28 protein-coding genes, 1 tRNA gene and 2 pseudogenes are annotated in these 22567 nt (G+C 37.7%); 19 read left to right on the forward strand and 12 right to left on the reverse strand.

Annotation, left to right across the window (positions count from 1 at the left end; genetic code table 11):
- The first annotated feature begins 30 nt into the window (after positions 1 to 30).
- Genes QVL57_RS05550 through QVL57_RS05575 form a run of 6 tightly spaced genes read left to right on the forward strand, consistent with a single transcriptional unit; the run spans position 31 to position 6072 of the window.
- Complete coding sequence (locus tag QVL57_RS05550) at positions 31 to 1227, forward strand: D-alanyl-D-alanine carboxypeptidase family protein (protein WP_290076393.1); 1197 nt, start codon at positions 31 to 33, stop codon at positions 1225 to 1227.
- 36 nt (positions 1228 to 1263) lie between these two features.
- A complete protein-coding gene (gene tmk, locus QVL57_RS05555; RefSeq protein WP_290076395.1) occupies positions 1264 to 1905 on the forward strand; it encodes a dTMP kinase in 642 nt (213 codons plus the stop codon).
- Entirely contained in the window at positions 1895 to 2938 is a 1044-nt protein-coding gene (locus QVL57_RS05560) for a DNA polymerase III subunit delta' (RefSeq protein WP_290076397.1), read from the forward strand. Before tmk ends, QVL57_RS05560 begins: the two co-directional genes overlap by 11 nt.
- Before the next feature lie 8 nt (positions 2939 to 2946).
- Positions 2947 to 4488: a methionine--tRNA ligase gene (gene metG, locus QVL57_RS05565; RefSeq protein ID WP_290076399.1), complete on the forward strand. Its 1542-nt coding sequence runs from the start codon at positions 2947 to 2949 to the stop codon at positions 4486 to 4488.
- Complete coding sequence (locus tag QVL57_RS05570) at positions 4488 to 5273, forward strand: TatD family hydrolase (RefSeq protein ID WP_290076401.1); 786 nt, start codon at positions 4488 to 4490, stop codon at positions 5271 to 5273. Before metG ends, QVL57_RS05570 begins: the two co-directional genes overlap by 1 nt.
- Positions 5266 to 6072 carry an MBL fold metallo-hydrolase gene (locus QVL57_RS05575; protein WP_290076403.1) on the forward strand — a complete coding sequence of 269 codons (807 nt, stop codon included), beginning with the start codon at positions 5266 to 5268 and terminating at the stop codon, positions 6070 to 6072. The genes QVL57_RS05570 and QVL57_RS05575 overlap by 8 nt, the downstream gene beginning before the upstream one ends.
- A 68-nt stretch (positions 6073 to 6140) precedes the next feature.
- Here the strand turns inward: QVL57_RS05575 and QVL57_RS05580 are convergent, their stop codons facing one another.
- Positions 6141 to 7343: a YrzE family protein gene (locus QVL57_RS05580; protein ID WP_290076405.1), complete on the reverse strand. Its 1203-nt coding sequence runs from the start codon at positions 7341 to 7343 to the stop codon at positions 6141 to 6143.
- 135 nt (positions 7344 to 7478) lie between these two features.
- Here QVL57_RS05580 and QVL57_RS05585 point away from each other — a divergent pair.
- Positions 7479 to 7551: transfer RNA gene (locus QVL57_RS05585), tRNA-Thr, on the forward strand.
- Between the two features lie 99 nt (positions 7552 to 7650).
- Here the strand turns inward: QVL57_RS05585 and QVL57_RS05590 are convergent.
- The 8 genes and pseudogenes from QVL57_RS05590 to QVL57_RS05625 form a co-directional block, all read right to left on the reverse strand.
- Positions 7651 to 8286 (reverse strand): tyrosine-type recombinase/integrase, encoded by a 636-nt coding sequence (locus QVL57_RS05590; RefSeq protein WP_290076407.1) that lies wholly within the window; start codon positions 8284 to 8286, stop codon positions 7651 to 7653.
- Entirely contained in the window at positions 8243 to 8485 is a 243-nt protein-coding gene (locus QVL57_RS05595) for a hypothetical protein (protein WP_290076409.1), read from the reverse strand. Before QVL57_RS05595 ends, QVL57_RS05590 begins: the two co-directional genes overlap by 44 nt.
- A 3-nt stretch (positions 8486 to 8488) precedes the next feature.
- A complete protein-coding gene (locus tag QVL57_RS05600) occupies positions 8489 to 8638 on the reverse strand; it encodes a hypothetical protein (RefSeq protein WP_290076411.1) in 150 nt (49 codons plus the stop codon).
- A complete protein-coding gene (locus tag QVL57_RS05605; protein WP_290076413.1) occupies positions 8638 to 9402 on the reverse strand; it encodes a hypothetical protein in 765 nt (254 codons plus the stop codon). The genes QVL57_RS05600 and QVL57_RS05605 overlap by 1 nt, the downstream gene beginning before the upstream one ends.
- Positions 9392 to 10060 (reverse strand): annotated as a pseudogene (locus tag QVL57_RS05610) (PD-(D/E)XK nuclease-like domain-containing protein); the annotation flags it as partial. The gene QVL57_RS05605 and the pseudogene QVL57_RS05610, both read right to left, overlap by 11 nt.
- Before the next feature lie 63 nt (positions 10061 to 10123).
- Positions 10124 to 10321 carry a hypothetical protein gene (locus tag QVL57_RS05615; RefSeq protein ID WP_290076414.1) on the reverse strand — a complete coding sequence of 66 codons (198 nt, stop codon included), beginning with the start codon at positions 10319 to 10321 and terminating at the stop codon, positions 10124 to 10126.
- A gap of 1 nt (position 10322) precedes the next feature.
- On the reverse strand, positions 10323 to 10739 hold the full coding sequence (locus tag QVL57_RS05620; protein WP_290076415.1) for a hypothetical protein: 417 nt from the start codon (positions 10737 to 10739) through the stop codon (positions 10323 to 10325).
- Positions 10740 to 11395: 656 nt separating this feature from the next.
- Positions 11396 to 12241, reverse strand: a complete 846-nt coding sequence (locus QVL57_RS05625) for a hypothetical protein (RefSeq protein WP_290076416.1) — start codon at positions 12239 to 12241, stop codon at positions 11396 to 11398.
- A gap of 242 nt (positions 12242 to 12483) precedes the next feature.
- Here QVL57_RS05625 and QVL57_RS05725 point away from each other — a divergent pair.
- Positions 12484 to 12810: pseudogene (locus QVL57_RS05725) on the forward strand (type II toxin-antitoxin system antitoxin SocA domain-containing protein); the annotation flags it as partial.
- Between the two features lie 339 nt (positions 12811 to 13149).
- On the opposite strand, the gene QVL57_RS05630 reads toward QVL57_RS05725, so the two are convergent.
- From QVL57_RS05630 to QVL57_RS05640, 3 genes are all read right to left on the reverse strand, one after another.
- On the reverse strand, positions 13150 to 13527 hold the full coding sequence (locus tag QVL57_RS05630; protein ID WP_290076417.1) for a hypothetical protein: 378 nt from the start codon (positions 13525 to 13527) through the stop codon (positions 13150 to 13152).
- Positions 13528 to 14285: 758 nt separating this feature from the next.
- A complete protein-coding gene (locus QVL57_RS05635; RefSeq protein ID WP_290076418.1) occupies positions 14286 to 14954 on the reverse strand; it encodes a helix-turn-helix transcriptional regulator in 669 nt (222 codons plus the stop codon).
- 41 nt (positions 14955 to 14995) lie between these two features.
- On the reverse strand, positions 14996 to 15664 hold the full coding sequence (locus QVL57_RS05640) for a helix-turn-helix transcriptional regulator (protein WP_290076420.1): 669 nt from the start codon (positions 15662 to 15664) through the stop codon (positions 14996 to 14998).
- Positions 15665 to 15725: 61 nt separating this feature from the next.
- Here QVL57_RS05640 and QVL57_RS05645 point away from each other — a divergent pair, with 61 nt between their 5' ends.
- The 11 genes from QVL57_RS05645 (at position 15726) to QVL57_RS05695 (ending at position 22289) form a co-directional block, all read left to right on the forward strand.
- Positions 15726 to 16019, forward strand: a complete 294-nt coding sequence (locus tag QVL57_RS05645) for a helix-turn-helix transcriptional regulator (RefSeq protein ID WP_290076421.1) — start codon at positions 15726 to 15728, stop codon at positions 16017 to 16019.
- Positions 16020 to 16097: 78 nt separating this feature from the next.
- Positions 16098 to 16964, forward strand: coding sequence for a hypothetical protein (locus QVL57_RS05650; RefSeq protein WP_290076423.1), 867 nt, complete (start codon positions 16098 to 16100; stop codon positions 16962 to 16964).
- A complete protein-coding gene (locus QVL57_RS05655) occupies positions 16954 to 17163 on the forward strand; it encodes a hypothetical protein (protein ID WP_290076425.1) in 210 nt (69 codons plus the stop codon). Before QVL57_RS05650 ends, QVL57_RS05655 begins: the two co-directional genes overlap by 11 nt.
- Before the next feature lie 248 nt (positions 17164 to 17411).
- Positions 17412 to 17879, forward strand: coding sequence for a hypothetical protein (locus QVL57_RS05660; protein WP_290076426.1), 468 nt, complete (start codon positions 17412 to 17414; stop codon positions 17877 to 17879).
- Positions 17872 to 18192, forward strand: a complete 321-nt coding sequence (locus QVL57_RS05665) for a hypothetical protein (protein ID WP_290076427.1) — start codon at positions 17872 to 17874, stop codon at positions 18190 to 18192. Before QVL57_RS05660 ends, QVL57_RS05665 begins: the two co-directional genes overlap by 8 nt.
- Positions 18192 to 18617, forward strand: a complete 426-nt coding sequence (gene ssb, locus QVL57_RS05670; RefSeq protein WP_290076429.1) for a single-stranded DNA-binding protein — start codon at positions 18192 to 18194, stop codon at positions 18615 to 18617. Before QVL57_RS05665 ends, ssb begins: the two co-directional genes overlap by 1 nt.
- 15 nt (positions 18618 to 18632) lie before the next feature.
- Positions 18633 to 19154, forward strand: coding sequence for a DUF1828 domain-containing protein (locus QVL57_RS05675; RefSeq protein ID WP_290076431.1), 522 nt, complete (start codon positions 18633 to 18635; stop codon positions 19152 to 19154).
- A 45-nt stretch (positions 19155 to 19199) separates the two neighbouring features.
- Positions 19200 to 19535, forward strand: coding sequence for a hypothetical protein (locus QVL57_RS05680; protein WP_290076433.1), 336 nt, complete (start codon positions 19200 to 19202; stop codon positions 19533 to 19535).
- Complete coding sequence (locus QVL57_RS05685) at positions 19535 to 19723, forward strand: hypothetical protein (protein WP_290076435.1); 189 nt, start codon at positions 19535 to 19537, stop codon at positions 19721 to 19723. Before QVL57_RS05680 ends, QVL57_RS05685 begins: the two co-directional genes overlap by 1 nt.
- A gap of 158 nt (positions 19724 to 19881) precedes the next feature.
- Positions 19882 to 21111: an ATP-grasp domain-containing protein gene (locus QVL57_RS05690; RefSeq protein WP_290076437.1), complete on the forward strand. Its 1230-nt coding sequence runs from the start codon at positions 19882 to 19884 to the stop codon at positions 21109 to 21111.
- A gap of 17 nt (positions 21112 to 21128) precedes the next feature.
- Positions 21129 to 22289, forward strand: a complete 1161-nt coding sequence (locus QVL57_RS05695; RefSeq protein WP_290076439.1) for an MFS transporter — start codon at positions 21129 to 21131, stop codon at positions 22287 to 22289.
- The last annotated feature ends 278 nt before the right edge of the window (positions 22290 to 22567 follow it).

The raw sequence follows: 22567 nt of genomic DNA on the forward strand, positions 1-22567 counted from the left end.
TTTGCTGCTCTGCTATATTTATATGTACAAATGTTACTAGCCATACAAATATTATTTTGCATATTATTATTTTTTGATACAGCTCTTGCAAAAAAGCATGTGATGCCGCCGCCTGAGCCTGTGGATTCAGTTTTTGTACTGGATAATGATAGCAATAGTGCACTTTATGAAAATAATTCAGATAAAATTATAGCACCCGCATCCATGGCCAAGCTTATGACCGCGGCTATAGTCTTTGACGCATTAGCAAATAAAAAAATCAGCCCCGAGCAAGAGCTTACCGTAACACATGAAGCTTGGATAAATGGCGGTGCGCCGAGCGGTGCTTCAACAATGTTTGCTAAATTAAATTCACAAATCTCTGTTAGCAATTTATTACATGGCTTAATCATAGATAATGCTAATGATGCTGCTTTAATGCTAAGTCAATTGATAGCTGGAGATCAAGAGCAATTCGCAAAGCTCATGAATATTAAAGCAAAGCAGATAGGATTGCGCTTTACTTCTTTTACAAATGCCACCGGATTACCGCAGCCTGGTAGCCAGCAAACTACTAACGTCAAGGATTTAGTACTTTTGCTACAATATGTCATTAAGCACTATCCCAGCTATGTAGCTATAGCACAGCAACCAAGCTTCAGTTGGAATAATATTACCCAACATAACAAAAACCCATTGTTGAATAAAGCCGGAACAGATATAAAAATATTGGGTGGAGCTACTGGCTACACTAAAAATGAAGGCTATGCTATGGTGGCATGCATACAAAAAGGCCAACGCATCGTTTACATAGCCCTTGCGAATGCTCCCAGCGGTGCAGCAAGATTGCATCGAGCTATTGAGCTTACCAATATGGCTTTTAATGATTACCAAGAAAAATTACTATACACCCCAAGCCAAACTATAATTGAGTTGCCAATTTATGGCGGTGTAATAGATAAAATAGAAGCTACACCAAACGAGAATTTGGTAGCACTAATAGATAAAGAAAATAAGCATCCAACAGCAATAAAATTAATATATAAAATACCAGTTTTAGCACCGATTCAAGCTGGCGAACAGCTCGGAACTATAAATATATTACGCGACGGGCAGCTAGTGCAAACCAAAGCTTTATTAGCGAAATCTACGGTAAATTCAGCAAAATTTACACGCCGAGCTTCAGCCGCTGCTTATGAACTCTTCTTTGGATGGATACAGCGAAAAGCAATTGTATTTTTTAAGTAAACAGTTATAATATAAATTTAACTGAAGAGGTTAAATTTGTCTGGATATTTCATAAGTTTTGAGGGCATAGACGGGGCCGGCAAATCTACGCAAATCAAAAAACTCGCGACTTATCTAGTAAGCCAAGGCTATCATGAGGTAGTAACCACGCAAGAACCGGGCGGCACTTGCGGCGCGAAGATAGTGCGCGATGTCTTTTTATATAGTGATAAACTTAGCCAAACAATACAATATTTGCTTATGATAGGCGCACGAGCAGATCATATTGATGAATTAATTGCTCCAGCTTTGAAACAAGGAAAAATAGTTTTGTCAGATCGCTATTTTGATTCAAGCGCCGTTTATCAAGAAAAAGTTACACAAGAGAGCTATCCTGCTTTATTTGGAATAGGGCAAAAAATAGCCAACAGCTGCCGCCCTGACCTTACAATAATCTTAGATATAGATCCATCTTTGGCGCTGGCGCGTATAGAACAGCGCAAAAATAAGTTACAGGACTCTATGGAACGCAATATTACATTAGAAATAATTGCGAAACGGCGTGCAAAATATTTAGATTTAGCAAAAATAGACAAAGAGCGTTGCTATGTTGTAAACGCTATGCAAGAATCTACGCAACTAAGCGCAACCATAGCCTCTCTGGTAATTAGAAAATTACAGGAAAATCATGCACGATAGTTATAATATAAAAACGGCAGATGATATAAATGGTGTGCTTTCGCCTTTTGATAATAATTTTTTTACCGGGCATAAGCAAGAAACTGCCATTTTATGCTCTCTAATAAATAATCAGCGCCAGCACCATGCTCTTATATTTGAAGGCGAGCAGGGGTTAGGAAAAGCAAGCCTTGCGATACATTTTGCCTATAGCCTCTTTGCTTATGAAAAAAACAATGAACATTTTAATATAAAAATACCAGATAAAAAATCAGTTATTTGGCGACAAATGGAGCAAAATATCTATCCAGGATTTCTCTATTTGTCGCGTAGTTATGATAGCAATGCAAAACGTTTTAAAAATTACATCGCGGCTGAAGAAATAAAACAGATAAGCAAAATGCTGCAACATAGCGTAAGCGACAGTGGACAACGTATTATTATTATAGATAATCTAGGCGATTTAAACCAATATTCTGCTAACGCCTTACTAAAAATGTTGGAAGAGCCGCCAGCCAATACTTTATTTATACTTATTTCGCATTTGCATAAGCCCGTTTTAGCCACGGTAAGGTCTCGTTGTTTAACTATAAGATTTAAGCCATTAGCAACAGAGCAGCTAAAAACAGCGCTGCAACATTGTTTACTAAACACCGCAGAAATAGATACGGCCACAATAGCGAAAGCTAAAGGCAATGTACGAAAAGCCGCTTTGTTGGTTTTATCTAATGCTACTAAAATCTATGATAAATTAGATGAACTGCTACTTAAACAATCGCTAAATATCAGTGCTATTCAGCAACTAGCGGAGGAGCTTACCATAAAAGATCAGCCGCTGCCGTATCAACAATGCATGGAAACCTTGTTGAATTTAATAGCAAAACGTGCAAAAGAAAAAGCAAACGCCCAGGCCTTACAGCAAGCAAATGAATTATCTTGTATTTGGCGCTCTATGTATGAGGCTTTTAATGCAACAAATTTATACAATTTAAATAAGAAACAGTTATTATGTGATTCAATAATTCGTACCTTTAACGTTATGCACGATAAATAGAGAAAATAATGCAAAGAAAATTTTATATAACTACGCCTATTTTTTACCCAAATGGACAACCACATATAGGCCATGCTTACAATAGCATAGCCAGTGATTGTCTGGCCCGGTTTGAAAGGCTAAAAGGCAGCAAGGTTTTATTTGTTTCCGGTACGGATGAGCATGGTTTGAAAATGCAGCAAACAGCACAAAAACTAGGGCTGCAACCACAAGAGTTAGCTGATAAAAATAGCCAAATATTTAAGGATATGCTTGCCGCCTTAAACTGTTCTAATGATGATTTTATACGCACGACACAGCCAAGACATGCTGAAGCTTGTAAAGCGCTGTGGCAAAAAATGGAAGCAGCAGGCGATATATATTTAGCTAAATATAGCGGTTGGTATTCGGTACGGCAAGAGGCTTATTATGATGAAGCAGATACTATGCTGACAGAAGATGGCCAAAGAGTCGAAAAGGAAGTAGGCTCACCAGTTGAATGGAATGAAGAAGAGAGTTATTTTTTTCGGCTTTCAAAATATCAAGATCGTCTGCTACAATATTACGACGAGCATCCAGAATTCATTGCACCACACGCCAGACGAAATGAAATTTATAGTTTTGTAAAAGCTGGTCTCAAGGATCTCTCTATTTCCAGAACTAGTTTTAACTGGGGTATTAAAGTACCTGGCAACAATCGTCATATTATGTATGTTTGGGTGGACGCTTTAACTAATTACCTTACCGCTACGGGGTTTCCAGAGGCAACTGACGAGAATTATTTTTGGCCAGCTGATTTACACGTTATAGGCAAAGATATAATAAGATTTCATGCTATTTATTGGCCAGCTTTTCTAATGTCTGCTAACATAGATTTACCGAAGAGAATATTTGCGCATGGCTTTTTGCTCAATAAGGGCGAAAAAATGTCGAAATCCGTAGGCAATGTGGTTAGTCCGTTCGACCTTATTAACCTTTATGGCGTAGATCAAATACGCTATTTTTTAATGAAAGAGGTAATTTTTGGACAAGATGGTAGTTATAGTCATGCAGCCATTGTTAATAGAATAAATGCTGACTTGGCAAATGATTTAGGCAATTTATTGCAGCGTAGCTTAGCGTTATTGGCTAAAAATTGTGATAATATCGTTCCTGCGCGAATAGCTTATCAAGCAGAAGATGAAGAAGTTTTAGAGCAAACAGCACAGAATTTGCAAGAAGCTATAGAGCTTATGGAAACGCAGCAAATCTCTCTAGCCCTAAATTTGATTTTTCAAACAGTTGGAGCAACCAATCGCTATTTTGCTGCAGCAGAACCATGGGTTTTAAAAAACACTAATGTTGAACGTTTTAATACAGTATTATACACAACTTTAGAAATATTGCGACAATTGGGTATATTACTGCAGGCTTTTATACCAAATTCAGCAGAAAAATTACTGGATCTTTTGGCTATAGAACCCAGCGATAGATTAATAAGACATATAAAAACAAAGCCTTTGCCGCAAGATCAAGTCTTGCCAGCTGCTACACCACTTTTTCCTCGGTATATTGAAAATAGGGCTGAATAATGACTTATTTAATTGACACACATTGCCACCTAGATTTTCCAGAGCTCTATGCAGATTTGGATATGGTTTTAGAACGCGCCAAAGCGCAGTCGATTAAAAAATTTATAACTATTGGCGTTAAAATAAAGGATTCAGTAAAACTGCTTGAAATCGCCAATAAGTATGAAAATGTTTTTTGCGCTATAGGCACTCATCCTGACAATGCGGCTGAAGAAACAGCAATAACACTAGAAGAATTAATAGAATATAGCACCTACAAAAAAGTTATAGCGTTTGGAGAGACCGGGCTAGACTATCATTACCAGCCAGAACAAGCAGAAATACAAAAAAAATCATTCCTAAAGCATATTGCTGCAGCTCAACATACTAATCTACCACTGGTGATACATACTAGAAAAGCAGATGAAGATATGCAAGATATCTTGACGGCTGAGCATGCAAAAATGCGATTTAACTTTGTCTTACACTGCTACTCTTCTGGTATAGAATTGGCAAAAGCAGCGTTAGCTATTGGCGGTTATATAAGTTTTTCTGGCATATTAACTTTTAAAAATGCAGCTGAGATACGTGAAATAGCTAAGATAGTTCCAAAAAACCAAGTTTTATTAGAAACAGATTCTCCATATCTAGCCCCCATACCATATAGAGGGCGTAGCAATGAACCTGCCTATATTGTTGAAACTGCTAAAATACTTGCGCAAATTCTAGAAATACCCTATGAAGAAGTAGTGGCTCAAACCACAAAAAATGCCCTTAGATTATTTAATAAAATGCACAATGACTAAAGCTGAATATACAAAATATACTATCCTGGGCTGTGGTTCTTCTTGCGGTGTACCACGACCCAATGGCGACTGGGGGGCTTGCAATCGCTTTGAGCCAAAAAATCGCCGTCAGCGTACTTCGCTCTTGGTAGAGCGCTATGCAAATGCAACCGATAAAACGACCATAGTTATAGATACTGGCCCAGATTTTGCTGCGCAGATGCTAAAAGCGCAGGTAAGCCATATTGACGCTGTGTTATACACCCATGCCCATGCAGATCACACACATGGCATTGACGACCTACGCAGCTATGCCCTGGTGCAAAAAGATTTGCTACCACTTTATGCCAACACAAATACTTTGGAGTATTTACATAAAAGCTTTGGCTATTGCTTTCAAACACCGCCCGGGTCTAATTATCCACCTATTTTAAAAGCCAATAGTTTAACTATGCAGCAAACTTATAGAGTAAAAGGAGCTGGCGGTGCTATAGAATTTATGGCTTTAGAGCAAATACATGGCGATATAAATTCTGTGGCTTTTAGAATTGGTGATACGGCTTATTGTACAGATGTTAGCTATATGCCAGAAGAGACAAAAGCAAAACTAACACAATTGCAAATATTAATAATAGGTGCTTTACAATATCAAGAGCATCGCAGCCATTTTTCGGTAGCACAAGCTTTAAAACTTATAGAAGAGCTGCAGCCCAAGCAAGCATATTTCACACATATGCATACGGCGCTGGACTATAACACACTACGCGCGGAGCTACCAACAAATGTAGCTCCGGCCTATGACGGCCTTAGTTTTAGCTAGCTATAATTAAAGCCGGGCTATAAAATAGCACCGGCTTATGATTATGTTAATTTTTTATAATTAGCGCACTAGACACGCGGGGATATATCGTCACCCAAAATTCTATGTGTAGTTACACGCTCAGTAGTAACGGGGGCGTTAGCAGCTGTATAATCTCTGCCATTATAGTCCCGGCCATCATCACGACCGTTATTATCATAATGCGGGCCATTATCAAAATAGTCATGATTTATATTAACTGTATGTTTCTTTGTTCCCATAGAGCCAGCCAAAGCAGAAACTAACGCACCAAGTACGGCACTAAAACATGCCCATAATGCACCATGACCAGCTTTATTTGTAGCATCCCCAGCTATTTGTACAGCCTGGTCAGGAAGATTTTTTCCATTGTACAGGCCCTTGTCCACAAAGTTTTTAGCATCTACTATTTTTTTTCTAGAGTCAGCCTTTGCTGCATTAAAGATATTTAAAGCGTTTTGGGCTACCGTCTGCGCTTTTTCTTTTGCCATACCGTTATTTATCAGCTGTTTAGAGACTTCTGTTTGCGTAACGGTAAAGTTTAGACCATCTATATCACGCTGCAAAGAATTTTTTAATCTATCGCCAATAGCTTTTAGGCTATCTGGTGTATTATAACCTTCTTTAGCTGCTTCACTTAATTGATTACGAGCACTAGCTAAACTATTTTTTAACTTATCTATAGACAATACCGGAGCTTTACCGCCATCTAGCGCAGAATTTAGCTGCGAGCGATAGCTATCTAGAAAATCGTCGCTAAAGGCATATGCTTTTACTGTATGATCGATTTCTTTATTGACCTCATGTTGCGTGGTTTTTGCGTCGCCAGTTGCACCAGCCGTAAAGGCACCGCCAATTAAAGAGCCAGAAAACTGCAATGCAGAGGTTATGGCCATAGCAGATAGTAAAAACGCAACCAAGCTTAAAGTGGCCCAAGTTAAAAATCCGTGCGTGCCGCCAGATCTACCACTTAGCATGCCCGAAAGATAGCCGCCAGCAAACAAGCTTAAAATCATTATAACAATTGAACCAAGACCAAGAGCTAACCCGCTATGTGTACCAGCATCCTGAGCGTTAATGTCAAAATTGCTAAAACCTAAGCCAATAAATAATAAAGATAAAAGCATGGCTGTGATTAATGAGGTAACAACTCCGGCGGCAATAGCGCCCCAAGAAATGGAGGGCCGCATAAAATTGTACGATCTATTATACCGGGTATAATCCGGATTATTACAAGTGTGGTTATTATTCATGTTGCATCCCTTAAAAATTTTATAACTGTAGACGCCAAACGTGAAAGAAAGTTGTTGGTTCCGAAATGTAAAGGTTTAATTACGGCAATTTTCGCTTGCATTTCGCTTCAACCTATGTTACTTCCAACATGTTGTGCCCTTATAGCTCAGTTGGTAGAGCATCTGATTTGTAATCAGAGGGTCGGGAGTTCGAGTCTCTCTGGGGGCACCGCAGCTCTAGTTACGGGCTTTTTGTAAGTATTTCTGGCTACTTTTCTTTTTAGCTAGAAGGAATCAGTGCGATATCGCTTGGGTATCGGCACTTTAATTATTCAAAATTTAGCTTTGTTATGGCCTTTGCTGCTAATTTTCTTCTATTCGCAGTTTTAGTATAAAGTGAAGCCATTTCGTCATCATTCCAGCCAAATATTGCCTTTAGCTCTGCCACCGTTGCACCTGCATTAGCTGCTCTTGTTGCGCTCAATTTGCGAACGCCATGCGCCGATTTTTCTATACCTGCTTTTCTGCAAGCTATGCGAAACATATTGCCAAAGCTTTCTTTAGTAAGTGGTTCTCCGCTTGCACTAGCTATAAAACTATAATTGCCTATTATTCCTGCATCTAATGTTTGCTGTAGTTTTGGCAATATAGGCAGAGCCACCTCCGTTTGATATTTGCTTTTTTCTGTTTTTATAATCAAAATATTATTGCTAACGTTTTTATAGCCAATTCTTACTACATCACCACGGCGCAGGCCTGTATATAATAACACATCTAAATATACGCGCTCCCGCGTGCCCAGCCGATAATAGCTATAATATTTTGCTACATCCTCTTCGCTCCAAGCAGGAAACCCGTCACTATTAGTAAGGCGCGGATATTTAATGCCGTAGCAAGGATTAGACAAAAGCAGCTCACGCTCAACCGCCCAAGTGAATAAACCATTCAGTGCCTTTAAAAACATTCGTGCCGAGCCTTTGATCGCGACCAGTTAATATCACTTGTTTTGTTATACTACGATAATCGCAATCTCCAGCATTTAACAAAATACGCTTAAAAACATTTTCTCTTTGCTTCTTGGTGGCCGGTGAATATTCTTGCCAGTCACGACTTTTTTTATATTCATTTATCAACCAGTTTAAGCTGCCGTATAATACTTCCATGGCTTATAGCGAGCTCGCTGCCTTTAAGGTGGATTTTGGCACTATTGCTATATTTTGCTCTGTATCTTCAAATTCCAGTGTGCAGGATATCGTAAAGCGGCGGGTTCCCGCATCTTTTATTTTGTTTGTTAGCTCTTCCATTAACTTTTCCATTATGCTTCCTCCATATCAACTAAATTTGTTATTGGGGTTGTGGCTTGTACAGTAGCGGCTGGCACTAAATCCTCTACCGTAAGATCGCCATTTTTGATGCCTTTATAGTAGCCCCGCATTGTTTGCACATCTTGCTCGGTTATTTCAATTATCGAAGCGATGCCAAGTAGCTCGAATATTTGCGGCTCCGTTAGCCCCAGGCTTAACATTGCATCTATAGCTTTTTTGCGCGACTCTTCTAGCGGTGCTTGCTCACCACTGCGCGTTTTTAGTACGGCTTGGAAGGCTTGGTTCCACAAAGGACGCGGAATAGCCTTTAAGATTACATTTCGCCTGGCTACAGAAAGCGCGACATTACAGCCTAGATTTATCATATCCTCGTTTTTACTGGTGATACGCCGTCTTATCGTTTCATATTCTATAGTATTAGCTTCGATATCTTCAAAAACTGCTTGGGCCAAGATGTAGCCTTGTTTTATATTTACTTCTAGAATTTGCGTAGCTACGCGACAATTGCCATAGGCAGATTTTACGATTTCAGCAAATCTTATGCTTGCCCCTTCGATAGTTTTGCCAGCACGCGGCAGGGCATACACGCATTCATCCGCTGTTTCTGCATCTAACGTGGCCAGGCTAAATATTCTATTTTGCACGAATGACATGTTGCGCTTATATTTCTGCGCTAATTCTAGCTGTGATTCAAAATTTGCTCGCTGCACGGCTACGGCATAAGAAATTTCGTGCGGTACTAATTCAGTTTGCATTATAGGCCCCGTTATTTTGATATTGAAACCAGATTGGTAGGGTATTAGGATCGAGCTCTTCTATTATGGTATCTCTGCGCCATTCTTTATCTTCACTCAAGCCAAACTCTGCGTAATAATCTTGGTATTTTTCTATGGCCTTTAAGATTTGCTTATTGGCTAGGGCAAAGGCCTTGTTTTCTGGTGATAGCTGCACGCAACGGGCTATCGGGGCTAATGATTTTTTCCAAAACACGAAGATAAAACCGAAATATTCAGTCGCGACTATTGATTTTAATAGCTCTTTATCGCCCGTACCAAATATCTTACCTGCGTTAAATAGGCTATTCATTTGCCGGCGCGCATTAATATAGTGCGCGGCAGAGACTATATAATTAAATCCTGCGATTGCATCTTTCACCGCTATATGCATCGGTTTATTATTTGGATTGCTCAATGTTTTTAAGTCTATGATAGAATTTTTACGAAGATAGTCGAACCGTGCTTTAAATGTTATGCCTGTTTTCTCATCGGTCCAGATTACTGATATTTCGGCAATGCCTTTTTTGAATATTTTGTCGATGCTGGGGTCTTGTTTTATTTGTGTATTGACGCTCAAGATTTTATTGAACTCATCTAGCTTTATTGGAGTTTTTCCAGTTGCTTTAGCGAGCTCAAACGCTTCTTTGCCAGCTTTAGTGTTTAAGTTGCCTTCATATGATGCATATGTTTCGCTAAAGGCCTATACACCTTCAAGAATGCATTTATGTATTTGGCGTCCATAGGTCAGAGCAGGGGTTTCAGCGCGGGCTTCCTTGAATTTATCATACCAATAATCCTCTGGGTTGCCGAGCAGCATTTTCAGGTTTGTTGAACCCAGGGCGAGGTCTTTATGATATTCGTCTTCGTTTAAATTAAAATATATACCGTCTTGCAACATTTTAGTAACTCCGGAAGTATGAGCCAAGGCCTAAATCGATGGCTGTTAAGCGATGCTCATCATTTTCGTTATAGAAGGGGTCTCTATGTAGGAATTCTTCGTAGGCTTCACTGTTTAATATGTAATCGTGATGGTTTGCGTCTTCTTCAAAGTCTCGGCAACTTACGTAATACGCAGCTAGCTCTTCGCTTAGATCTTTTTTCTGTCCATTTTCTTTCTGGACGCAGATTGAATGGATATTCACGCTGTTATCTGCAACGATATCAGGTAGATATTCTAGTAGGGTAGTTATCGACTCTATATCCTGCTCTTCATTTGTCACGGTTAGGGTCAGAACTGCTTTTGACTCGCATCCATGTCTGTCGCGCCACATTCTTATTGTTAGCGCTTCATTGTCCTTAACTATTATATTGCTCATGTTTCTACTTTCTGCTTATTCCATTCACCCCCACATCGGGTCATCCGTAGAGTCTCGCGTAATGTGATAATGACAATATGGCATTTATAATTAGCGCAGTCAATATAAAAATTCCTATTTATTCCATTATTTTTACACAAAGAGATTTTCTATGATAGAATCACTTGCATATTAAGCAGAGCCATTCATGGAAAAGGATAAAAAATTTATGCAGATTCTAGCTGTAATTTGTGGAGCTTTACTTTTCAAGTTTTTAGAAACATCCCCTGCAGCCATACATATACTGCATATAACGTTAATTATAATATCTTTCATTTGGATTAGCATACTAGTTTCGCTAATATTTATTAGCATTATAGATAAAGACTCTGAGATAGGAGAAACGCTAATTGGGCCTATAATCATAACAGCTATAATTTTTTATTTTCTTTACTGGAATAGCCATAGCCCATTAACATTGAAGCCATTATTCGGGTTAGCCTAACTTTTATCGCCATCACTCAAAAAGTACTTACTAATATACTCCTAAAAATAAAGTTTACTACACCAAATCATGTATAGCTAGGAGCGACAAATGCCCGCTGTTATACCTCAAAATCTAATAAAACCTTAGGTGAGACCCGCAATGATTCTTTATTTTCCTTAACCATCATAAACTAAAACAAGTGCCACCAGTTAAATTTTGAGATATTTTGAAGTATCCAGAGCCCTGATGCACTGGCAAATAGATTTTGAAAAAATCCAGGATTAAGAAGAATCCTTTTAAGAAATATAAGAAAAGACATACCGCGCAATAATACGCAGGTGGAGCATTTTTGAATGAATTTAACAACTGTCTGTGCTTTATTAATTTTTTCTTCTGGATAATTGCCGTCTTTGAAGAGTATGTCATATTGAATGATATTATCTTTTTCAAAAACATGAGGGTCACTAAGGCTATAAAATTTTTCAAAATCTAGCCCACGCGGCTTATTATTAACTAACGCTTTAGGGCATAGTTTAGGCAACTTCTTAGCAATAAGAGGTCTTATTTTAAACCACTCATCAAGTGTTATGTCATGGTGATTCAAAGTAACGGCTGTTATATCATTGTCTGCAATAGCTAGGTGTATAATTAATTGTTTGCTATCCATTGAGACATGCAAAAGTATTTTTTCAAGAGCGCTAGCTATAGAATTATCTGGTGTAATTAGCGCACTACATTTAAGGGCTAGCATCTCCTTATATCCTATTCCTATAATATAAGCATATTCCATCACAGTTCCTGCTGCAGAATTACCATATTTACATGTTATATTAGATAGCGCTTTATAAATGCACGCTAAGATATCAAAATTTTCAACATGAGTGTTTTCTTTGTAAATACATGCTGATTTACCTTCATATTTAAACTCTATATAGCCAATTATTTTAGATTTTTTTGCCTCGTTTGTACTTGGACGATTCTTGTTTAATTCATACAAAAATAATGTATTTGAATAATCAATTGCGATATAACGCATAACTTTTACCTTACGTTTCAATGATATCTAGCTTATGAACCTTATTATATGCAGAATTTTAGCTCAAGCGCCCCAATAAGCTTAAATAAATTAAGCTTATCCACATAAAGATCGGAAATAACTTAAAATGCATGACAGTAGAGCTATTGCGCAAGCATTTGTAGAAAAAGCTAAGGAAGAAGGAATCGAACCTTTTACCCCCTTGAAGCTTATTAAACTCGTATATTTAGCACACGCATAGATTTGAAAAACCCCTAATTAATAATAGAGTAGAGGCTTGGCCTTATGGTCCTATAATCCCTGAATTATATTATTCTATAAGTAGTTATGGACGCAATCCAGTAAATACAGTTGTAGGATTTCTTTCTCCAGATTTAACTAAAGAAGGCAGAGAGGCAATTGAATATGTTTTTGATAGCTGTAAAAATTGGACAGCAGCTCAACTTACTAATCATACACATATTAAAGGATCGCCTTGGGATGAGGCTATCAAGATAGCTGGCGAAGGTTGCTTAATACCAGATTCGCACATTTTTGAATATTGCAAAAAGGCAGAAAAAGTATTTTAACCACATGCAGATGTAACGCCACTAAAGCAATCTATTATGGATTTATCTAAATATATTATTGGTATACTTTTAGGGTTGGCATGTTTAGCAGCAAAATTTTATTTTTCTCATCCGAGCAAAGACAAAGTAGCTCTTATTGACATCGAGAATAAAACAAGCAAAGCTTGCCTACCGAGTTTATCAAATAAGAAATAAATAACCAGATGAAAACACAGTGATTTCGCAGCTTGATATCAAGCTTCATTACGCCACTTCATGAAGCCGAATAGGCGCGCGCGCAAATCATCCAAGTTACAGATCTCCCTTACATAGCAAGGGATTTAATCTGTTAGCTTATTATCAAGACAAGCTACACTCTGGGATTACGCTTGCTTCGCCCTCTGTTTTTGCGACTTGCCGCTTAACTTTACCAGCATATCTGTTGATGATTCGTTGCTGTGGCTTAGGGTAAGCATTATAATAACGAAACTTTGAAGGGCTGTCTTCAGAAGGCCTTATAACCATTTGCTCGAGATATCCTCTCTGTTTCAACTCCTCTATTAGCTCGCAAACCTTCTCCCGCTTTACCCGGAAGAATTTTAAAATATCTTCTAAGCTAAAATGTGGATTTTCAAACTCGGGCAATAAATACATTAAGATAATTTTAGCTGGGTCACTGAGATTTGATTGTCGAAAATCACTAGAACTAGTGGACGTGTTGTTGTATCTTTGTATCATTACCTAGCACTCCTTTAAATTGTCTACTAATAGAAAAGCTACTCTAGGTATAAAATCAAGTCAAGCAGCTAGTAAGAAAAATACAAAATTACTTTTAGGCTTGTAAACCCAAGTAAAGCAAGGCTTTTTTGTTAAATAACCTCATCACAAAAAAATAAATAAGTAACTCAAAAGGTGGTAATCTTATGGCTTTGACAAGAGGCGGCCCTCAATTTTTGCACAATTATTGTTCTATTTTTCAGCGTATTTATCAATGATTCTCTGTTGCGATTCAACGGTAAACATTGTAATCATGAATTTCGTTTTTTGTGTCATTAACTAATATTCCTACAAGTTACTATCAAACTCTGAGTCAATAGGCTAGCAAAAATTGTATGTGATTTTTTAGCAAAATATCTCAATAAATCACAGAAAATAAATAGGGCTATTCGACGCTGTTACCTCAGGGTAGGGAAGTAGTCTTCCTGCATGTTTAACTATTTCCCTACCCTAGGGAAGTAGTTGTCTATATATAATAACTAAGTACTGATATAATATTATTCATTACATTCATAATATTATAAAAATATATAAAAAGTTTGAAATTTAATAGATTTTACTTTTTTAGGTAGCTGTAGATCTTGAAATAGCTATATGATTAAATATTAGCTAATATTCAAAATAAGGCATCAAAATGAAGCAAGATGGAGGCCATATGAGTAATTCTCCACTATTCGCCAGAATTATATGCGGCAAATGGCGCTTATTTTGGATAGTGTCTACTGAGGCAATCTTACGAAGTAACAAACTTTAGCTACTATCACTATGTCTTTCGTTTTATTAACATCCAGTATTATTTTTTCAGACTCTGCATTAACAAAGCAATTATGTAGCTCTAGCTCGTGACTACTAGCTTTAAGATGAAGCCTGTAGAAGCTGCACTTAACCAAGCTGGTATTCGGCAGCGGTAGTTTAGTTAATACTATATCGTTATTCGATAAATCTGCAATATCGCCTTCTGTAATCGGCATACACATCGCTAAATCGCTTGGTTTGGCTAAATCTTTTTGTAGGGCAAATAATAATTTTACTGCGAAAAGTTTTTTATCGTACTTTGAATCAAATGAGCTTAAGGTGTTTTTCTTGATTTCCCAAATATCGCCAAAATTTTCTATCCATTCTTTATTGCTAAGCTGAAGCAGGATAGGAACACTTGATGTATTTTTTCGTAAAACCTTTTTAGTGGAACATTCAACCAAATCACTCGGAAACAGCAATTCTTGAGCAGTAACGCCCAAATGAGGTGCTATTCTCTCAGCCCATTCCTTTGTCAGCTTTCTCTTTCCAGCCTCTAATTTTCTTATTTGCCCATACGACGCTTCGACAAGTTTAGCCAATTGTACCTGGGTCAAATTATTAATTAATCTCAATTTTTTTAACGTAAGCATACTGTAAATCTATAAATAAAATTTATTAAAAAGCAAAAAGCTTATTGCGGCAATCTGACGAAATAGCAAACCTTAGCTTTTATAGTAATATTTTGCATATCCGTAACATCTAGCTTTATTTTATCCTCTTCTGCGTTAATAAAACAGTTCTGCAATTCTATTTCAGTACTTCCCGCTTTAAGATATAGCCAGTATAAACTGTATTTAGCCAAATTTGTGCTTGGTAAAGCTGTCTTGATCAAGATTATATCGTTATTAGCTAACTCAGAGATATCGCCTTGTGCTATAGGCACGCAAATTGCCAGCTCATTTAATCTTGCTAAACCATTCTGCAAATCCAGCAACAGCCTTACCGCAAACAATTTTTTGTCACTCTTCAAATCAAATGAGTTTAGATTACTATTTGCAAGCTCCTCAATATCCCCTAGATTCTCTATCCATTCTTTATTGCTTAACTGAAGCAGGATAGGCACACCTGATGTATTTTGCCCTAGAATGTTTTTTTTAGAATAGTTAGCTGAATCATCTGGAAACAGCAATTCTTGAGCAGTAACGCCCAAATGAGGCGCTATCCGCTCTGCCCATTCTTTTGTGAGTTTTCTACTACCTAATTCTAATCGGTTTATTTGCCCTTGCGTTGTACAAGCAAGCTTGGCCAACTGCCCCTGAGTTAAGTTATTAAGTAATCTCAATCGTTTTAATTTAAACATATTCCATACTTATAAATAAGATTTACTAAAAATCAAAAGCATTCCTGCTAGGAATTTTTTCTTGACTTATAAATTCCAATACTGTAATATTGATGGTATGAACAAATTACAACACTACATAAAAACCCAATGTATGTCGCAAAGTAAACTGGCGACAGCTATTGGGCTAAAGCAGAGCGCTATCAGTAAATACATACGCGGAGAAAGATTTCCTAGCCGTAACATCATTTTAAAAATAGAAAAGGCAACTGATGGATATGTTCGTCCTTCGGATTGGTACGTTGATAATACCGAACAACCATCCAAGGATGACATTGTTGCACAAAAAGGTGAAAGAAAGGTAAACGATGATTAAAAAGAACCATGTTTCTACAAATTATACCGTTCTTTCTAATACCATTACCAATTCTGAGCTGAGGTTATAGCAAAAGCTATGATGCAGTATTTACTTTCAAAGCCTGAAAACTGGGTGGTGAAGGTTTGGGACCTGCGCAAGAACCTACAAATAGGGCGCAACAAAACCTACAATACAATCACCGAATTAAAACAAGCTGGCTATATGGAGCATGTAATGAAGCGCTCTAAAAAAGGCTGGCTGAAATCCCATGATTACAATGTTTATAGCGAGCCACAGCAAAGAATTATCGACAAATACGCAGATAAAAAAGAGCCCATCATAGAAGCAGAAATTGAGGTGGTCACAATGTCAGAATGCGCAGAAACTACAACTTATCTTGGCACAGTTGAAGGCCATGAAATTATCCTTCAACCAGGCCAAGCAGGGCTAGACGTAATGTTAGAGCTGACGGAAACAGAAAATCTCTCGGAAGAGACCGTTGATAATATTGCCGAGTTATTAGCTTCGAAAGGCTTTGACCCAGATGAATGCTCTATCGGCGAAGGCGCATACACGCCAAGCAAAAAAGAAGAGCAGGCGTATTTTGAAAAGATATTCCTACCACAAATGTTTGAGCAATTTTGGCATACCTATCCGCTAAAAACGAATAAAGCCAAAGCCAAAGCAGCCTTTATTAAAGCTGGGAAAAAACACTCTATAGCAGAAATCCTTGAAGGCTTGGATAATTACATAGCGCATAAGCCAGATTATCAAGCCTGGATGCACCCAACAACATTCTTAAACGGAGAGAGGTGGAACGATGAATACACCAAAGGACACAAAGACTTCAAATTTAACAATAGCTCAGTCCACCCGCAAAGGCCTAAAAATATTGGAAACCTTATCGCAGATAGAATCCTTAAACTCGGAGAGCGCGGCTATAGCTGCGGATTTGATAAATAGAACGGTAGCGAGTCCAGCCCGGTCATATCTACGCGTATTTCGTGACGGACATGAGCCAACAACAAGAGAAAAAGACGCAATACTAAAGCGAGCCGCAGCTGTAGAAGAAATCCTAGCGCAAAAAGCAACGATCGAAGAAATAGCCAATGCTTTTCGAATGCTGTCAAGCGTAATGATACTAACAAGCGCATTAACTTAGGAGTCAGCAGAGGGATACGCATTATCATTAATTGGCTATTCTAGCTATACCATTAAGAAAATGATGTTTGATCATCTTAAAGGAAGAACGCCCTCGAAAGACAAGCGTTTTCTTCCGCCAGCGCCCGAGTTAGCAAGCTATTGCGACAAGATAGAAGAAAAAATGAACCAAGCTGCGCATACTATAAGACGCTATGCAGGGTTACAAACTTATTCCCAAGCACTTAAAGAAACAAGGTAACGATTTGGGTGAGCAATATAAAAAACAAAATAGAAATTGCGCGGGCTATTGAGCTTAGAGCCAGACATTTAGGCATTAGCGTAGATATGGCAAAAGACCCGCGTAGCATTAGCGCCGTTGGTCGCTTGTTGCTCAAAGGTAACATATCGCCTTTGGAACATTCAGCAGCAGAGTATTTCTTTAAGTTGCACAATGATTATTTCAGAGCAAAGGGGTATCCAAGCGCTGTTTACCATAATGATGGCATAGGGTCGGCTAGTGAAGAGGAAAGGCTAGATATTCTTAACGCAATTAGCGAGCGCTATAAACAAACAATGTACGCGTTAGAGGACGTTAGTAAAAATGCCCCGTTGGCGATTAAAGCTATGCAGATAATCGTAATTGATAATAACGATAGCGACGATTTAATAGGACCGCTACGTATAGCGCTAGGGCATTTATACGAACATTTTAATAAAGGAAAAAGCAATGCTTAGTGTAGTTATTTTAATACTCTTAATAATTTCAATAGGAATAGATATTGCGGTCTTGGCAGAGTATGGCAGCGCTATTAGGGAGCTGATCAAGCAAAACAAAGATAAAATAGACCATTTGGAATGCGTGTCCGAAAAGTCGTTGATTATGGCTCATTCTATAGCTAGAAAGCAAGGCCTTAGCATGCACTTTATAGTCAACGCATTAATCACTCATATGGCGCAGGAAAAAGAAATACCTTTTAATGCTTTTAAATATTACAAAAGCCGGCTTGAACCAGCAGATATAGAAAAAATGCTTGAGGAAAATTCATAATGGCAGGGAATTTAAACAAGGTTTCGTTGATTGGCAATGTTGGCCAAGATATAAAGATAAAGCAAAATAACACTGGTGAGAAAATAGCCATTTTTAGCTTAGCTACCACAGAAAAGTGGAAGGACAAGCAAGGCGAGGTGCAATCACGCACGCAGTGGCATAAAATTGTCGTATTTAATAATGCTCTAGCGAAGTTTGTAGAGAATTATGTAAAAAAGGGCTCAAAACTTTATGTAGAAGGGCAATTACAAACACGTAAATGGCAGGACAATGATGGCGTTGATCGGTATGTGACTGAAGTTGTACTGCAGAAATATCATGGCGAGATACAATTGCTCGACAGCAAGCCTCGCCAAGAAGAGCGCAAAACGCCGAAAAGCTATGAGCATGAAGGTAATGCACGAGGTTATACTGCGCCTTTTTAAATTAGTCTCTCAACGTTGCAGACTCCAGCCCAAGAGAGTTATTATGAAGTTTATCTTCCCATCTTTATCCTCATTCTTATTCTAGCAATTATCTTTTTATTAAGATTCTTCCATGCTGATGTTACCAACTTACACTTTTGGGGTAACGTCTTATATGGTTGGTATGCAATTACCACTTGTGGTCTTATTATAGCTGCCGCAGTTTCCGCTAATGATAGTAGCAATGACGCTGAAAGTGTTAGATTCGCTGCTGTTATTATGAGCATTATCTTAGCTATTTGGACTTATGCTAAGTTCTTCTCAGTATTTATACATACACAGGGAGGACTTATGTTAGAATTTTTAGAAGCTTTACTTTGGCCGTTATGGCCTGAAAAGAAAGAATACCCTAAGCCTATTGAAGTTCCTTCTGGCTGCATTGTGCTTACTAGTCCGTATTTAGATATACATAATGATTATATACAGCTCTATCTTACAAAAAAGAATGATAGTTATTTTCTAACTGATGATGGTGCGACTATTTTGAAGCCTATATGAAGGAAAGGAAATGAACAATCGTTATAAAAAGTTTGCAGATTTACGATGAAGAAACAAAAATGCCACCAAGGATTTCTTTGGTATTATGGTATCTATAAAGTTGAAGTTTCTAAGGTTATAGAAACAGGACTTAACGAAAAGACGATAATACTCAAAATCATTACACCGTATTTGGACCGATATGATGAAACTCTTGATATTGAATTAATAAAATTTTATAAGAATAGCCGCTTAATTGGTGCTGATCTTTGGTATGCCCCCTATGGTGTTAAGGTGCCTTGTAAAATAAAGAATTACAGGAGCTTTAGAGAGATTTTTTATACTATGCTTGAGCATATTGTAAGCTTGGAATTATTAGCTAGTGAAATGAAGGAAATCTAATGCCATTTACCAGTGCTCTTAAGATGCGAATTTATGGTGAAGAAGTTGACCCTGATGTCGACGAGAAATTAGAGAAGTTAACAGATAGATTTAAATTATCTGATCGGGAAATAAATGACTGGCAGATTGCGATAAACATGGGATTTAACGGTGTTGATCTTGTTTTTAGTACTGAGGGTATGGTATAAAAGGTAAATGCAATAGATTTAATACATGGATACGCTTCAAAGAACTAGATAAGCCAGTGAGTTGGGCTATTTTAGGGTTGGCTGCATAGGAGATATAAACGCCGAGAGTATTAACGCCCTACTGCAAGAGGTTGCTGTATTTATAAAGGAGAATGCTAATGACGGGTGAACGTAAAAAACTTTTAATTGTCGGCTTCTCTAAAAACCAGGGGCACCGTTGTATTGAACAAGCTAAACGTCGCGATCTCCATATATCTATCTTAGAAACGAAGCAATTCTTCACTAATAATCGGGAAGTAACTAAAGGGGCTGATATTTTACTACCAATGCCAGGTAAGACTATTCCTGAAATACAAACTTGGCTAGCTTCAGCAAATTTGGCTAATGATTTTAGCTATATATTTACCTTCGATGAATTATCGGTAGAGGCAACTGCCCTAATTGCTAAACATTTAGGGCTTGCCGCTAATACACCAGAAGCTATAGCCACAGTTAAAGACAAATACAAGCTTCGCCGTGCTTTAGCTAAAGCAGGGTTAGAGCAGCCACCTATCCAAAAATGTTCTACAATTGAAGAAGCAAGGAGTTTTTTCAAACAAGAAATGAATGGAAATGCGGCTATTATAAAACCACGGATTGGGCTTGGCAGTGAAGGAGTTTCGTTAGTTAGGAATGAAAATGATATATTGCCAGCTTATCAAAACCTATCGGAGCATGACAAAACAGATTTTCTGATAGAGGGTTTTGTTAAGGGAGCTGAATATAGTGTAGAAGGAGTGTTTGTAGAAAAGCAGCCTATATTTTTTGGCATAACCGAAAAACAGCTCCTTAACGGTACATTTATTGAGTGCGGACATATTTTCCCTGCACCTCTTATAGCTGCCACGACGCGCAAAATACTAGACGCTGCTAAAAAAGCTCTGCATGCTACTGGGTTAACTCACGGCTTATTTCATATGGAATTATGGGTAACAGAAGCTGGTGTGGTACTTGGTGAAATTCATGCACGGCCAGGAGGCGGATTTATTCATTGGCTTAGCGAGCTTTCTACTGGCATTGAAACCTACGGCTCAGCAATTGATGATCTTATGGGAAAAAATGCCTTAGACAAAGCATTTTTTAATAGAAAAATTTTTGGTATACGTTATTTGCAGGTAAAACCTGGCAAAGTAACGAATATAGCCTCGGTGAGTGATATTAAAACTATGGCTTCATGTATTTATTTGCATTGTCCATTAGTGGTTGGAGAAATAGTTAAACCTATACAAAATTGGCGGGAACGCGAAAAAATTGGTTATATAATTGCTACAGGAAAATCTTATGATGATTTTAATTTAAATATTGCAGAGATTCAGAACGCCCTGGCTATAAAAACCATTCCTATATAAATTAATATGAGAAAATTATGTTTTTCATTCTTCTAGAATACGGGCTATACGCTTTATCTTACTCGTCTCTATCTGCTATAATTTCAGTATATATGGCAAATAGTTTGATGTTTTCGGCGTCTACAGTTGGATTTATCTTGCTATTTTCATCCCTAACTAAACGCACAGCCAGAATTTTTGCAGCACCTTTTATTGATATGCTGCCCAATGCTTGGATTATGCCAACTCTTTGCTCTTTGTCGATTATAGGCTACATTATGCTAGCGACATTTCATAATTTATGGAGCATTTTGATTGCTTTACTTTTAATTGGTTTTGGTTACGGTAGCAATAGTACATATGTAAAAAGCTTAGTTGCCGAATGGAAAACCAGCAAAGATAGCATCTTATTGCGCTATGCTGGCTTAAATGTTTCTCTTAATATTGCAGCTGCCATTGGCCCATTAATTAGCACATATATTTTCGTTAGCATAAACCATAGAGCTCCGCTGTATATTTCTGCGATAATTCTTAGTATCAATTTATTAATTAGCCTGTCGTTAAAAACTAAACATATTATAGCTACACCACAAAAATCTATGCTCACGGCACTTAAATATCATGTTAAAAATGTAGGGCTAAATATTTGTTTTTTACTTACCGCACTAACTTGGTCAGTTTATGGACAGCTTTATTCATCGCTACCATTATATTTATCAAAAGAACTCAATGCATTTCAGTGGTTTGGATCACTACTTGCTTTAAATGCTATTATTGTTATTGCTTTAACTTATCCCATAACTCACTTGCTTGATAAATACGCCATAAAATCTTCCTTAATACTAGCTTTGGGCTTTACTATATATCTAATTGGTTTTATGCTAATAGGCATCTTTCACAATATCTATTTTGTTACAGCAGCAACTATATTATGGACTTTAGCTGAAATCATTATGATTCCAGCTCTTTCAGTTTTATTAATTAGATACACGCCAGGTGAATTAAGGGTAGGCATCTTTGGCTGGAATGCAGTAGCAGTAGGGTTGGGTGAAGGGGGCGGACAAATGATTGGCGTTAAAGCCATAATGGGGCCTGCTAACAGCTCAAACGGGGCTATGGCTTTTTTAATTATTGCTGCCATGGCCTTAGTGGGATTAATTATTTCTCTATGGTCTAATAAACTCGAGAAATCCTTGTGAATAACTCTGAGGATACACAATTTAAATCCATGGCAGCTATTAATATAGCACATCTTTTTGCAAAATTGTGCCATGTTCGAGCATTTTAGGCGCTTTGACGCTGCTTTGCCCAGAAGGGTACATTTTTCAGCAATAATGCTCTGGCATATTAGTTCCAATCAAAAGTAAAAATAATTGGAGAACATAATATGAACATTAAAGCACTTATATCAACCGCTGTTGTAGCAGCAGTTTCTTTAACGAGTTTTCAAATGAACGCAGCTAACGCGTTTTCGGTT

It is taken from the genome of Bartonella sp. TP, from assembly GCF_030406085.1.
Taxonomy (GTDB): domain Bacteria; phylum Pseudomonadota; class Alphaproteobacteria; order Rhizobiales; family Rhizobiaceae; genus CALTWN01.